The organism is Geobacillus sp. E263 (assembly GCF_007197795.1).
Taxonomy (GTDB): domain Bacteria; phylum Bacillota; class Bacilli; order Bacillales; family Anoxybacillaceae; genus Parageobacillus_B; species Parageobacillus_B toebii.
This window is the reverse complement of record NZ_CP041632.1, coordinates 2,160,124-2,174,236: the sequence shown is the minus strand read 5'-3', so window position 1 is coordinate 2,174,236 and position 14,113 is coordinate 2,160,124. Positions and strand designations below refer to the sequence as shown.

Below are 14,113 nucleotides of genomic sequence, written 5' to 3'. Positions count from 1 at the left end.
TCTTTTTAGGATTGATCCATCGATTGATTCCGCAATGAACGATGCGGAAGTTTCCAATTATACGTGTACGATAAAATTCTTAAAAGCGTGACAACAACAAACAATATATAAAGTTCGACAGGGGTGGAGGCAAGTTTTGTTCCGACCGCTACGCCGGCGACAATCGCCCATGCCGCATAAATCTCCGCGCGAAGCACCAGCGGTTTTCTGCCGGCAAGGATGTCACGGATAATTCCGCCGCCGCTTCCCGTGAGCACCGCGGCAACAATCACCGCGCTTAACGGATGGTTCATTTTTACAGCATAAAGCGCTCCTTGAATGGCAAACGCCGAAAGGCCGAGCGCATCAAAAAAATTTCCCCACCGTTTCCAATGTACCAATGTTTTTTGTGGAAATAAATAAACGATGGTCATTGCCAATAACGCGATAAGAAACAACGTTCCTTGCTCCCATAACGCCGATACTGGCACGCCGATTAACAAATTGCGAATGGCGCCGCCGCCAAACGCGGTGACGATGCCAAGAATGTAAACGCCAAGTAAATCATACTCTTCTTCCATAGCGACAATCGCACCGCTAATCGCAAAGGCAATTGTGCCAATGATGCTTAACACTTCCCATGTCATACGTGCATCCCTTTCATTCTCGTTGTACGGTAACAATTGTATGGTCATATAAACGGAAAATCAATCCTCATTATTTTATTATGATAACAGGCCGTATGCTTGTTATATAGCGATTTGCGATAAGATTTGTTATGATGGATGCAGGTTGAGTTACGCTGATGGAAGGAAGGTGCTGCATTGAACGAACGTGAAAAAGTGATTTTAGTCGGATGTCAACTTCCCCATATCGATGACGAGCGGTTTTTTTATTCCATGGAAGAATTAGCGTCGCTAGTGCATACCGCAAACGGCGAAGTCATCATGACTGTTACGCAAAAGCGGGAGGCGATCCACCCGGCGACATATATCGGCAAAGGAAAAGTAGAAGAACTTGCTCACCTTGTCGAACAATTAGAGCCAGATGTCGTTATTTTTAATGATGAATTATCGCCGAGCCAAAACCGCAACTTGTCAAGGCAGCTATCCGTACGCATTATTGACCGGACACAGCTTATTTTAGATATATTCGCGCAACGCGCACGTTCCAAAGAAGGAAAACTGCAAGTAGAGCTTGCGCAATTGCAATATTTATTGCCGCGTTTAAGCGGACAAGGAACGGAGTTGTCTCGCCTTGGCGGCGGGATCGGAACAAGAGGGCCGGGGGAAACAAAGTTAGAAACGGACCGCCGGCATATTTATCGGCGCATCGATGAAATTAAAACACAATTGAAAATGGTTGCCGAGCATCGCGAGCGATACCGAGAACGCCGCAAAAAAAATCACGTTTTTCAAATTTCTCTTGTCGGTTATACGAACGCGGGAAAATCGACGCTGTTTAATCGCTTGACTGATGCGGATTCATTCGAAGAAAATTTATTGTTTGCCACCCTCGACCCGCTGACGAGAAAAATAACACTTCCAAGCGGCTATACCGCGCTCTTAACGGATACGGTCGGTTTTATTCAAGATTTGCCGACAACGTTAGTAGCGGCGTTTCGCTCCACGCTTGAGGAGGTAAAAGAAGCGGACTTAATTTTGCACGTTGTCGATTCATCGAACCCGGATTATTACAATCATGAACAGACAGTTTACAAATTGCTCGATGAGCTGGGCGTCTCCAACGTTCCGATTATTACCGTCTACAACAAGCGGGATATTGCCCATCGCAACTTTGTGCCAAGTACAAAAACAGATGCAATCATCATCAGCGCTTTTAACGCGCACGATTTACACAAGCTGCGGCAATTTATCGAAGAGACGATGATCAAGCAAATGGTTTATTATCACATATGGATTCCGAGCAATGAAGGGAAACTGCTTGCTCAGTTAAAAGCAGAAACGATTTTGCGAGAGTTGCGTTATAATGTAGAAAGCAGCATGTATGAATGTAAAGGCTATATGATGCCAAAACATCCGCTGTATGGGCAATTGCGACAATATCAAAAATAGAAAGGGTCATCATATGTTCACACAGTTACGACATGGAGAAAAAATCGCTGCACTTGTGAAAGAAATCGAAGCGCAAATCGCACCCATTCATAAAGAAATTGATGAACGGATCGATGTCAATCAATATCGGGTATTAGACAGTTTCCGGCGTCATAAAGTGAGTGACAGCCATTTCATTCCGTCAACAGGGTATGGGTATGATGACATCGGCCGCGATACGCTCGAACAAATATATGCGGACGTATTCGGCGGTGAAGCAGGACTTGTCCGTCCACAAATTATTTCAGGAACACATGCGATTTCCATTGCATTATTCGGTATTCTCAGGCCAGGCGATGAACTGCTTTATATTACAGGAAATCCGTATGATACGTTAGAAGAAATTGTTGGCATTCGCGGCAGCGGCGTCGGTTCCCTAAAAGAATTTCATATTAGCTATCAAAGCGTTCCGCTGACAGCGGAAGGGCGTGTTGACTTTGATGCTGTGAAAAACGCGATTAATGAGCGGACAAAAATGATTGGCATTCAGCGTTCAAGAGGATATGCGACGAGGCCGTCATTTACGATTGAAGAAATACGCGAAATGATTTCGTTTGTGAAAGCAATCAAACCGGATGTGGTTGTTTTCGTCGACAATTGTTACGGCGAATTTGTCGAGGAGAAAGAACCATGCCACGTCGGGGCGGACTTAATGGCAGGATCGCTGATTAAAAATCCCGGCGGAGGGATTGCGAAAACGGGCGGCTATATCGTTGGAAAAAAACAATATGTGCAAGCATGCGCGTATCGCATGACCTCTCCAGGTATCGGCGCCGAAGCAGGCCCGACATTATATAGCTTACATGAAATGTATCAAGGGTTTTTCTTAGCTCCTCATATCGTTGGCCAAGCGTTAAAAGGAGCGGTTTTTACAGCGGCGATGCTTGAGCGAATTGGTTTAAACACGCAGCCGTCTTGGGATGCGAAGCGGACGGATTTAGTTCAGTCAGTACAATTTGATGATCCGGAGCAAATGATCGCATTCTGCCAAGCGATTCAATTTTCCTCTCCGGTCAATGCGCATTTTACTCCGTATCCAAGCTATATGCCCGGCTATGAAGACGACGTCATTATGGCGGCGGGAACATTTATTCAAGGAGCGAGCATTGAATTGACTGCGGACGGTCCAATTCGGCCTCCATATGTTGCTTACGTGCAAGGAGGATTAACATATTCTCATGTGAAAATTGCTATTTGTACGGCGATTGATCAGTTAATGGAAAAACAATTAATTTCTTTGTAAGGAAATCTAACATTTCATTGACATATATTCTGACGTGATGTAAAATTAATTATCATAAGCGAGGAGGAATTGGCATGAATAGCAATATTCGTCGTTCCATGCCATTGTTTCCGATTGGGATAGTGATGCAATTAACAGAATTGTCTGCCCGTCAAATCCGTTATTACGAGGAGCATGGCCTTGTTTCTCCAGCGCGCACAGAAGGGAATCGCCGTTTATTTTCACTAAACGATATCGATCGCCTTCTTGAAATTAAAGATCTGATTGATCAAGGAGTAAACTTGGCCGGCATCAAGCAAATTTTTGCAGCGCGACAATCGGATAAGAATAAAGAACAAGAGGAAAAGGTGGAAAAAGTGGTGAAACAAAGCTTATCCGATGAGGAATTGCGCGAAATTTTGCGAACAGAACTCATGCAAGCGGGGCGTTTTCATCGTGCATCACTTCGCCAAGGGGATCTCGCTCGCTTCTTTCATTAATGATCGTTCGTTATTTTAAAAAATCGGGAGCCGGGGAGGAGTTTGAAAATGGCAAAGTACACAAGAGAAGACATTATGCGCATTGTCAAAGAAGAAAATGTCAAGTATATCCGTCTGCAATTTACCGATATTCTTGGCACCATCAAAAACGTGGAAATTCCAATCAGCCAGCTAGAAAAAGCGCTAGACAACAAAATAATGTTTGACGGTTCTTCCATCGAAGGATTTGTCCGTATCGAAGAATCCGATATGTACTTATATCCTGATTTAGATACGTTTGTTATTTTCCCATGGACGGCGGAAAAAGGAAAAGTAGCCCGCTTTATTTGTGACATCTATAATGCCGATGGTACTCCGTTTGAAGGGTGTCCGCGCTATAACTTAAAACGGATGCTGAAAGAAATGGAAGCGCTCGGATTTACTGCTTTCAATCTAGGTGCAGAACCAGAATTCTTTCTATTTAAACTCGATGAAAAAGGGCATCCTACCCTTGAATTAAACGATAAAGGCGGTTACTTTGACTTGGCGCCGACCGACTTAGGAGAAAACTGCCGCCGCGATATCGTTCTCGAATTGGAAGAAATGGGATTTGAAATCGAAGCTTCGCACCATGAAGTAGCTCCTGGCCAGCACGAAATTGACTTTAAATACGCAGATGCGGTAAAAGCGTGCGACGACATTCAAACGTTTAAGCTTGTTGTCAAAACCATTGCACGCAAACACGGTCTTCACGCGACGTTTATGCCAAAACCGATCTTCGGCATTAACGGTTCTGGAATGCACTGCAATTTATCTTTATTTAGAAATAATGAAAACGCGTTTTTCGATCCAAATGGCGACTTGCAATTAAGCGATACGGCGCGTCAATTTATTGCTGGTGTGCTGAAACATGCGCCAAACTTTACGGCAGTGACAAATCCAACGGTGAACTCATACAAACGTCTTGTTCCTGGATATGAAGCGCCGTGTTATGTTGCATGGTCCGCTCGCAACCGCAGCCCGCTGATCCGTATTCCAGCTTCACGGGGAATGAGCACACGCATTGAGGTGCGCAGCGTGGATCCATCGGCCAACCCTTATTTGGCAATGGCGGTATTGTTAGCAGCTGGACTAGACGGAATTAAAAACAAATTAACTCCTCCGGCTCCAGTGGACCGCAACATTTACGTGATGACAAAAGAAGAACGCCTAGAAGAAGGAATTGTTGACTTGCCAGCGACATTGGCGGAAGCGCTCGAAAACTTAAAATCGGATGAAGTAATCGTTCAAGCTCTCGGAAAACATTTATTCGAACATTTCGTCGAAGCGAAAGAAATCGAATGGGATATGTTCCGAACTGCTGTGCACCAATGGGAACGCGACCAATATATGGAACTCTATTAAAAGGCAAAAGGCTATCTCGCATGAAGCGAGATAGCCTTTGTTTGTATAAATGCTTAGTGAATGACGCGATAGACGCCGATTACTTTGCCGAGAATCGTACAATCGCGGACGATAATTGGTTCTAAATTAGAGTTTTCCGGCTGCAGGCGAATATGATCTTTCTCTTTAAAAAACCGCTTTACCGTTGCCTCATTGTCTTCTGTCATTGCCACAACGATATCTCCGTTATCCGCGGATTGCTGTTGGCGCACAATCACGTAATCTCCATCTAAAATACCTGCTTCAATCATGCTGTCTCCCATCACTTCAAGCATAAAAACGTGATCTTCCGATGAAACGAGCCGTTTTGGCAGCGGAAAATAATCTTCAATGTTTTCAATGGCTGTAATCGGCTGACCGGCCGTCACTTTGCCAATGATCGGCACGGAGATGACATCGTCTGTTTGATTGGAAGCAGAAAAATCTGCATCCAAAATTTCAATGGCTCGCGGCTTTGTTGGATCGCGGCGAATATATCCTTTGCTTTCGAGACGTGCTAAATGCCCGTGTACGGTGGAGCTGGAAGCAAGTCCGACCGCCTCGCCGATTTCGCGGACAGAAGGAGGGTAGCCCTTTGTTTTTACTTCTTTTTTAATAAAATCCAAAATTTGCTGTTGCCGCTTTGATAGTTTCGTCATCCTACACACCTCTTACCACATCATTTGTTTACATTATAGCATGCAGGCATTAAAAAAACAAACATAAGTTCGAAATTTATATTGACACAAACAAATGTTCTTCATTATAATGAGGATAAAACCGAACAAATATTCTTAAGGGGTGGGATAACATGAAACGCATGTTTGTGCATTATATTATTTTTTCGGCGCTCTTATTGATGGTAATTGGGGGATTTTTATATGCGAACAAACCGCTCGAAAAAGACAAATATATGGAAATTACGGTCGCATCGGGAGACACGCTATGGAAGCTGGCAAAGGAATATGAAGAACAACATCAACTTTCGACAACGGAATTTATTAACTGGGTGATCGATGTCAATCATTTGTCAAGCCAGCGAATTGTCGCCGGTGAAAAAATCGTTATTCCTGTGTTAAAATCAAAAGAAAACAAATCGTTAGTCGTCAGCAAATAAAATCATGGAGTGGTTAAAGTGAAAGCGGTTATTTACTGTCGTGTCAGCACAGATAAAGGAGAGCAGGAGACATCGCTGGAACGCCAAAGAGAAGAACTGGAGCTTCTTGCAGAAAAGCACGGCTTTGAAGTAGTGAAAGTCATTATGGAACAAGCAAGCGGCTATGAAGTAGACAGAGACGGTGTGTTTGACTTGCTTTCCACATTGAAAGAGCAGCGGATTGATGCGCTTCTTATTCAAGATGAAACAAGATTGGGACGCGGCCATGCAAGAATCGCACTTCTCCACTGCATTCAAAAAGAGGGAGTAAAAATATATACGATCACCCATAACGGTGAAATGCAGCTATCAGAGGCGGATTCGATGGTATTAAACATTCTTAGCATTGTCGAAGAGTATCAGCGGAAAATACATAATTTAAAAATTAAGCGCGGAATGAGGCGGGCGATTGAGCAGGGGTACCGGCCTGAGCAAAATTTAAAGCACATTGGCGAAAATGCTGGGAGGGAGCGAATCGATCTCCCTGTTGAAGAAATCGTCCGCCTGCGCCATAACGGTTTGACGTTTGCGGAAATTGCTGCGACATTGCGCGGGTTTGGTTACGATGTTTCGAAAGCGACCGTTCACCGCCGCTATCGAGAATATGTGGACTCTCATTCATCGTCCATGTGAAAGCATCGTTAATAAACAATCTTTTTCGTTGCTTTTTTATATAAAGATGCATCCGTTCTTCGTTTGCGGCGGATCTTTTTGCATTCATGGATTTTAAACGTCTTATCAAAATATGCCCAAGCGTGCGATGAAGCAAGATAGTTGCGATTTCTATTTATGTCCTATAAGATGAGAGCGTAACAATACAATAATAGGTGGAGGCAAACATGTTATCAAAGCAAAAAATGGCACGAATTAACGAGTTGGCCAAAAAGGCGAAATCATCTGGTTTAACAAAAGAAGAAGAGCTTGAACAGCAACAGCTTCGCCGCGAATACATCCAAGTGTTTCGCAAAGCGATGGAGGATATGTTGCATTCCGTAACGGTTATCGATCCCAATGGCAATGATGTGACACCAAAAAAATTAAAAGAAAGTCAAAAAAGCCGGTTTCATTAAAAGGCATAAACATAAAGATGCTTTCTTTTATAAACTAAAGAAATAAGTTGTACATTTCCTTTCATTTTCTATATGATAGAATTGATACTACGTTGATGAAAGGATGAAAAACATGACGCATACAATCGAAGAATTAGCGATTACGACGATTCGAACATTGTCGATCGATGCCATCGAGAAAGCGAAATCCGGTCATCCAGGAATGCCGATGGGAGCGGCACCGATGGCATATACACTTTGGACGAAATTTATGAATCACAATCCAAGCAATCCGAAATGGTTTAACCGCGACCGTTTCGTGTTATCGGCAGGGCATGGGTCGATGCTGTTATACAGCCTGCTTCATTTAAGCGGTTACGATGTTTCCATGGAAGATATTAAACAATTCCGTCAATGGGGCAGCAAAACGCCAGGACATCCAGAATATGGCCATACACCAGGGGTAGAAGCAACGACTGGTCCGCTCGGCCAGGGGATTGCAATGGCCGTTGGTATGGCAATGGCAGAGCGCCATTTAGCAGCTACATATAACCGGGAAAATTTTGAAATTATAAACCACTATACGTATGCGATTTGCGGCGATGGCGACTTAATGGAAGGGGTTGCCTCTGAAGCAGCATCATTAGCTGGACATTTAAAACTCGGCCGCCTTATCGTTCTTTATGACTCGAACGATATTTCGCTTGACGGAGAATTAAACCTTTCCTTTTCTGAAAATGTAGAACAGCGCTTTAAAGCGTACGGCTGGCAATATTTGCGCGTAGAAGATGGAAATAATATTGAGGAAATCGCTAAAGCCATTGAAGAAGCGAAAGCGGACACGACTCGTCCGACATTGATTGAAGTGAAAACGACCATTGGCTACGGTTCGCCAAATAAAGCCGGAACATCTAACGTACACGGCGCTCCGCTTGGGGCGGAAGAGTTAAAACTTACGAAAGAAGCGTATAAATGGACATTTGAAGAAGATTTTTACGTTCCGCAAGAAGTATATGATCACTTCCGTCAAGTAGTAAAAGAAGCGGGAGAGAAAAAAGAAGCGGAATGGAATGAACTATTTGCCCAGTACGAAAAAGCGTATCCGGATTTGGCGAAACAATTGAAATTAGCGATGAACGGAGAACTTCCAGAAGGATGGGAAAAAGCTCTTCCGGTATATGAAGAAGGAAAAAGCCTGGCAACACGTGCATCTTCTGGAGAAGTGCTAAACGCAATTGCTAAAACGGTTCCGCAATTGATCGGCGGTTCAGCCGACCTTGCAAGTTCCAATAAAACATTAATTAAAGGCGCCGGAAACTTTACTCCAGAAAGCTATGAAGGGCGAAACATTTGGTTTGGCGTGCGTGAATTTGCGATGGGCGCAGCAATGAACGGAATGGCATTACATGGCGGTCTAAAAGTATTCGGCGGTACGTTCTTTGTTTTCTCTGATTATTTGCGTCCTGCCATCCGTCTCGCTGCATTAATGGGCTTGCCAGTGACGTACGTTCTTACGCATGACAGCATCGCTGTTGGCGAAGACGGGCCGACGCATGAGCCAATTGAGCATTTGCCATCGTTGCGCGCGATGCCGAATTTATCAGTCATTCGCCCGGCTGATGCGAATGAAACGGCGGCTGCATGGCGTTTAGCCGTAGAGTCAACCGATCAACCGACCGCATTAGTGTTAACGCGGCAAAATGTCCCAACATTGCCGAATACGGCAGAACGGGCATACGAGGGCGTGAAAAAAGGTGCTTATGTCCTATCTGAGGCGAAAAACGGCAATCCAGAAGCATTATTGCTTGCGTCTGGATCTGAGGTAAGCCTTGCGGTGAAAGCACAACAAGCATTAGCGGAAGAAGGCATTCACGTTTCTGTCATCAGCATGCCATCATGGGATCGTTTTGAAAAACAACCGGATGAGTATAAACAACAAGTGCTTCCGCGTACAGTGAAAAAACGTTTAGCGATTGAAATGGCAGCTTCGCTCGGCTGGGAGCGTTATGTCGGTGATGAAGGCGATATTTTAGCGATCGACCGCTTCGGAGCTTCCGCACCAGGAGAAAAAATCATGGAAGAGTACGGATTTACAGTAGAAAATGTGGTCAAACGAGTAAAAGCATTGCTTGGCAAATAACAAGAAAAAGCTGTCTTCGCCTTTTTTGGTGAAGACAGCTTTTGTTATGTGAAAAATCGACAATGTTAGCAAAAAAATTTTCCGTTAATAGACATATTTTTCCCTTTTGTTTTCTTATAATAGAAATAAACGAATAGAAGGAACGGGGGATGGGAAATGGTACGCTATTGGATTTATTTGCTAAATGAGGAAGTGGCAAGCTATTATCGCGATCGTACGGAAAAGATTGTCGGGCTATTGCGTGAGCATCAATGCGCGAAAGCGCCGTTGAAAAGCATTTGCCGAAAACAAGTCGAATTTATTACCGAACGGTTATCGTTTTCCCGATTGGAATTAGGATTGAAACAATATTTTGCCGGCAGCGTCGGCAAAAATTTAGAGCGAAATATGTTTATATTGAAAAATGAAATCGGGGATGAAGCGCTGCTTATCGTGCAAAAGCGCCGCCTGCTTCTCGTCACCGACAGTTCATCGATCGCTGACGACATTTGCCGCGCGCTTGCGCAAATTTCCCCTTCTTTTTTAGCGGTCGGCGCCGATTTTGTCGACTATGGTTGGCTGACTCCGTTGATGGACGGAAGAAAATTTGCGTAAATAAAAGATTTTTGTAAGGAAATATTGTATAATACCACATGGTTTAGTACACTGTTAGATAGACAACATGAAGGAGGAAGTAATAGTATGTGGACAACGATTCTCGTTGGTGTTCTAGCGCTTATTGCAGGAACAGCGCTAGGATTTTTCATTGCCCGTAAAACGATGATGAACTATTTAAAGAAAAACCCGCCAATTAATGAACAAATGATTCGGATGATGATGATGCAAATGGGGATGACACCATCCCAGAAAAAAATTAATCAAATGATGAAAATGATGAACAATCAGCTAAAATAAACACGGACAGGCACTCGGAACGGAGTGTCTTTTTATTTTAAATAAACTTCCAAAATTTTTTTATTTTTGCTACAATAATATAGCGCATTTTACGTGACGATGGGAGAGGTTCGATGACGGTATTTCGTGATTTATTTTGGTTTTTTCGTCAGGAGAAAAAAGCATATATAACAGGAATTATTGTACTTTTGATCGTTGCTTTTTTCGAAACGATTCCGCCGAAAGTCATCGGAATTATGATTGATCATATAAAAGAAGGAACGATTACAAAAGCAATTCTCATTCGCTGGATGGTTACTTTGCTTGTTGTTGCCATCGTCCTATATGTATTGCGTTATTGGTGGCGCATTTTAATTTTTGGTTCGGCTGTGAAGTTATCGCGGCAGCTTCGCAATGAGCTGTATGCCCATTTTACGAAAATGTCGCCGTCTTTTTACCAACGGAAACGTATCGGTGATTTAATGGCACATGCGACAAACGATTTACAAGCAATTCAACAAACAGCTGGAATCGGGATATTGACGCTTGTCGATTCATTGGCGTTAGGCAGTTTCGTGCTGGCGACGATGGCATTTACGATAAGTTGGAAATTAACGATCATTAGTTTATTGCCGATGCCGATTATGGCGATTGCGACAAGCCGCTATGGCACGCTTCTGCATCAGCGGTTTTTAAAGGCGCAGGAAGCATTTTCTTCCTTAAACGATAAAGTACAAGAAAGCATAAGTGGAATTCGTGTAATCAAAGCGTTTGGCTATGAGCAAGACGACATTGAATCATTTCGCAAGCAGTCGGAAGATGTCGTTTCGAAAAACATGGCGGTTGCGAGAATCGATGCTCTATTTGACCCGACGATTTCATTGATCGTTGGCATTTCGTTTTTCTTAGCCGTTACGTTCGGCGCAAAAATGGTCCTTGCCGGTGAATTAACCATCGGCAAACTCGTATCGTTTACGACGTATCTCGGTTTGTTAATTTGGCCGATGTTGGCGTTTGGTTGGCTGTTTAACATTGTCGAGCGCGGGCGGGCATCGTATGACCGTGTCCGTGCGCTGCTTGACGAGAAAGAGGAAATTCAAGAGGCGGAAAATGCGATTGCTACCCCTCCAACAGGGGATATTGTTTACGATATTCAACAATTTACGTATCCGAATGAAGAAAAACCTGTTTTACGGAATATTCGCTTTCACTTACGGCGTGGTCAGACGCTTGGCATCGTCGGAAAGACCGGGGCAGGAAAGACGACGCTGCTTAAGCTATTGATTCGCGAGTTTGATCAATACGATGGGGAAATTCGTTTCGGAGATCACGAAATTAGCGAATATACATTACATGCGCTTCGTTCGTCGATTGGCTATGTACCGCAAGACCATTTTTTGTTTTCTGCTACGGTGCGGGAAAATATTGCGTTTGCCTGCCCGGAAGCGAGTGAAGAAGATGTGATAAAAGCGGCAAAATTAGCGAATATTCACGAGGATATCGAACAGTTTGCCGACGGCTATGAAACGATTGTTGGGGAAAGAGGAGTTTCGCTTTCCGGCGGACAAAAGCAGCGCATTTCGATCGCTCGTGCTTTACTTTTAAATCCGGAAGTGCTTATTTTAGATGATTCATTATCAGCGGTGGATGCTAAAACGGAAGAGCGGATTTTGACAGCTTTAAAAGAAAATCGCGGTGGAAAAACGACGATTATTACCGCACATCGGCTTAGCGCGATTCAGCACGCTGATTTAATTCTTGTGTTAGAAGAAGGGTGCATCGCGCAAATGGGAACACACGAAGAACTAATGAGAGAAGGCGGCTGGTACCGCAATATGTATGAACGGCAGCAGCTTGAGTCATTAGTGGAACAGGGAGGGCAAGTATGGAAAATAAATCGTTAACACCAAAAGAACAACGGCAAGTTTTATGGAGATTGTTATCGTACATGAAATTATACAAACAAGATACCATGCTTGCCTTTATATTGCTTGTGCTGGCAACGGCCGGAGAACTCATCGGACCGTATTTAGTGAAAATATTTATCGACGATTATTTAACACCGCAGCGCCTTGATTTTGAGCCACTATTTTGGCTTTCGGCAGCATATATCGGTGTTTTGCTCCTTAAAACGATCATTTCCTACTTTCAACTCGTTAAATTTCAAGAACTGGCGTTAAAGGTTATCCAGGCGCTAAGGATGGACGTGTTTACGAAAGTGCACGAGCTCGGGATGCGCTATTTTGATCAGACGCCAGGCGGAAGCATTGTGTCACGCGTGACGAACGATACGGAAGCGATCAAAGACATGTTTGTTAGTGTACTTGCCGCTTTTATTCAAAATGGCGTATTTGTGATTGGCGTATTTATTGCGATGTTTGCGTTAAACGTACAACTAGCCGTATATTGTTTATTTATCTTGCCGGTTATTATTTGGATTATGAAATTGTATCGTCATTACAGCTCGATTTTTTATAAAGACATGCGTGAACGTCTCAGCGAATTAAATGCGAAACTAAACGAATCGTTGCAAGGGATGGCAGTTATTCAAGTGTTTCGCCAGCAAAAACGGCTTCGCGAAGAATTCTCGCAAATTAACGACAAACATTACGCCGCAGGCATGAAAAATATTAAAATCGACGGTTTGTTATTGCGTCCTGCGATCGATTTCGTTTACATCGTATCGATTATGGTTGTTCTTAGCTTTTTTGGAATTTCCGCGATGGAAAGCCCGGTGGAGATCGGGGTGTTGTATGCGTTTGTCAACTATTTGGAGCGTTTTTTTGAACCAGTGACGCAAATGATGATGCGTCTTTCCCTATATCAGCAGGCAATCGTTTCCGCTTCACGCGTATTTGCGCTTCTTGATCATGAAGAGTTAGCGCCGAAGAACGTGGAAAAATCGAAAGCATCGATTACAGAAGGTAAGATTGAGTTTCGCGATGTTAGTTTTTCGTATGACGGAAAACGGGATGTGCTCAAGCATATTTCGTTTGCCGCCAAACCAGGTGAGACCGTTGCGCTTGTTGGTCATACCGGCAGCGGAAAAAGCTCGATTATTAATTTGTTAATGCGGTTTTACGAATTTGACCGCGGTGATATTCTCATTGATGGTGTATCGATTCGCGATTACACGAAGGAAGAGCTCCGTAAAAATATCGGCCTCGTTCTACAAGATCCATTTTTGTTTTATGGAACCATTAAAGACAACATTCGCATGTACAACCAATCTTTAACGGATGAACAGGTGAAAAGCGCTGCTCGTTTCGTGCAGGCGGACTCATTTATTGAAAAACTTCCGGACAAATACGATCACCAAGTAGTAGAAAGAGGATCTACTTTTTCTAGTGGGCAGCGGCAGTTAATTTCGTTTGCCCGAACCATTGCGGCAAATCCAAAAATACTCGTATTGGATGAAGCGACTGCCAATATCGATACAGAAACAGAAGAAGCGATCCAAGAAGCGCTCGCAAAAATGCGGAAAGGTCGAACGACGATTGCGATTGCCCACCGTCTTTCCACGATTCAAGATGCTGACCAAATTCTCGTCCTTCATCGCGGGGAAATTGTGGAGAGGGGAACACATCAAGAGTTGCTAGCACAAAAAGGGTTATATTATAAAATGTATTTATTGCAAAACGGACTAATAGATGTCGAAGAATATGCGTAAAAAAGCGCT

Annotated in this window: 14 protein-coding genes; 12 read left to right on the top strand and 2 right to left on the bottom strand. The window is 43.6% G+C overall.

The annotated features are described in order from the left end of the window. Nucleotides 1–5 precede the first annotated feature (5 nt). The gene (locus tag FNL97_RS11145; RefSeq protein WP_143415811.1) at nt 6–626 is read right to left on the bottom strand and encodes a trimeric intracellular cation channel family protein; all 621 of its coding nucleotides are present in this window, start codon (nt 624–626) and stop codon (nt 6–8) included. Between the two features lie 177 nt (nt 627–803). On the opposite strand from FNL97_RS11145, the gene hflX reads away from it, so the two are divergent. The 4 genes from hflX to glnA all read left to right on the top strand — a co-directional run bounded on the left by hflX (nt 804) and on the right by glnA (nt 5,198). Beyond that, nucleotides 804–2,054 (top strand): GTPase HflX, encoded by a 1,251-nt coding sequence (gene hflX / locus FNL97_RS11140; protein ID WP_143415810.1) that lies wholly within the window; start codon nt 804–806, stop codon nt 2,052–2,054. 13 nt (nt 2,055–2,067) lie between these two features. Continuing rightward, complete coding sequence (locus FNL97_RS11135; protein WP_062677506.1) at nt 2,068–3,336, top strand: methionine gamma-lyase family protein; 1,269 nt, start codon at nt 2,068–2,070, stop codon at nt 3,334–3,336. A 74-nt stretch (nt 3,337–3,410) separates the two neighbouring features. After that, the gene (locus FNL97_RS11130) at nt 3,411–3,815 is read left to right on the top strand and encodes a MerR family transcriptional regulator (RefSeq protein ID WP_062677507.1); all 405 of its coding nucleotides are present in this window, start codon (nt 3,411–3,413) and stop codon (nt 3,813–3,815) included. Between the two features lie 48 nt (nt 3,816–3,863). Next, nucleotides 3,864–5,198 carry a type I glutamate--ammonia ligase gene (glnA, locus tag FNL97_RS11125; RefSeq protein WP_143415809.1) on the top strand — a complete coding sequence of 445 codons (1,335 nt, stop codon included), beginning with the start codon at nt 3,864–3,866 and terminating at the stop codon, nt 5,196–5,198. A gap of 53 nt (nt 5,199–5,251) precedes the next feature. Here glnA and lexA read toward each other — a convergent pair whose 3' ends face one another. Continuing rightward, nucleotides 5,252–5,875 (bottom strand): transcriptional repressor LexA, encoded by a 624-nt coding sequence (lexA, locus tag FNL97_RS11120; protein ID WP_015863561.1) that lies wholly within the window; start codon nt 5,873–5,875, stop codon nt 5,252–5,254. 152 nt (nt 5,876–6,027) lie between these two features. Between lexA and yneA the strand changes: the two genes are divergently transcribed. The 8 genes from yneA (at nt 6,028) to FNL97_RS11080 (ending at nt 14,104) form a co-directional block, all read left to right on the top strand. Further along, nucleotides 6,028–6,333 (top strand): cell division suppressor protein YneA, encoded by a 306-nt coding sequence (yneA, locus tag FNL97_RS11115; protein ID WP_062677509.1) that lies wholly within the window; start codon nt 6,028–6,030, stop codon nt 6,331–6,333. Nucleotides 6,334–6,351: 18 nt separating this feature from the next. Then, nucleotides 6,352–7,005 carry a YneB family resolvase-like protein gene (locus FNL97_RS11110; RefSeq protein WP_062677510.1) on the top strand — a complete coding sequence of 218 codons (654 nt, stop codon included), beginning with the start codon at nt 6,352–6,354 and terminating at the stop codon, nt 7,003–7,005. A gap of 206 nt (nt 7,006–7,211) precedes the next feature. Continuing rightward, entirely contained in the window at nt 7,212–7,442 is a 231-nt protein-coding gene (locus FNL97_RS11105; protein ID WP_143415808.1) for a DUF896 domain-containing protein, read from the top strand. Nucleotides 7,443–7,554: 112 nt separating this feature from the next. Further along, nucleotides 7,555–9,561: a transketolase gene (gene tkt, locus FNL97_RS11100; protein ID WP_143415807.1), complete on the top strand. Its 2,007-nt coding sequence runs from the start codon at nt 7,555–7,557 to the stop codon at nt 9,559–9,561. Between the two features lie 156 nt (nt 9,562–9,717). Then, nucleotides 9,718–10,155 (top strand): sporulation inhibitor of replication protein SirA, encoded by a 438-nt coding sequence (sirA, locus tag FNL97_RS11095; protein ID WP_143415806.1) that lies wholly within the window; start codon nt 9,718–9,720, stop codon nt 10,153–10,155. 87 nt (nt 10,156–10,242) lie between these two features. Then, nucleotides 10,243–10,455 (top strand): YneF family protein, encoded by a 213-nt coding sequence (locus tag FNL97_RS11090; protein ID WP_015863568.1) that lies wholly within the window; start codon nt 10,243–10,245, stop codon nt 10,453–10,455. Between the two features lie 113 nt (nt 10,456–10,568). Continuing rightward, the gene (locus tag FNL97_RS11085) at nt 10,569–12,338 is read left to right on the top strand and encodes an ABC transporter transmembrane domain-containing protein (RefSeq protein WP_015863569.1); all 1,770 of its coding nucleotides are present in this window, start codon (nt 10,569–10,571) and stop codon (nt 12,336–12,338) included. Beyond that, nucleotides 12,320–14,104 carry an ABC transporter ATP-binding protein gene (locus FNL97_RS11080; protein ID WP_143415805.1) on the top strand — a complete coding sequence of 595 codons (1,785 nt, stop codon included), beginning with the start codon at nt 12,320–12,322 and terminating at the stop codon, nt 14,102–14,104. Before FNL97_RS11085 ends, FNL97_RS11080 begins: the two co-directional genes overlap by 19 nt. Nucleotides 14,105–14,113 lie beyond the last annotated feature (9 nt).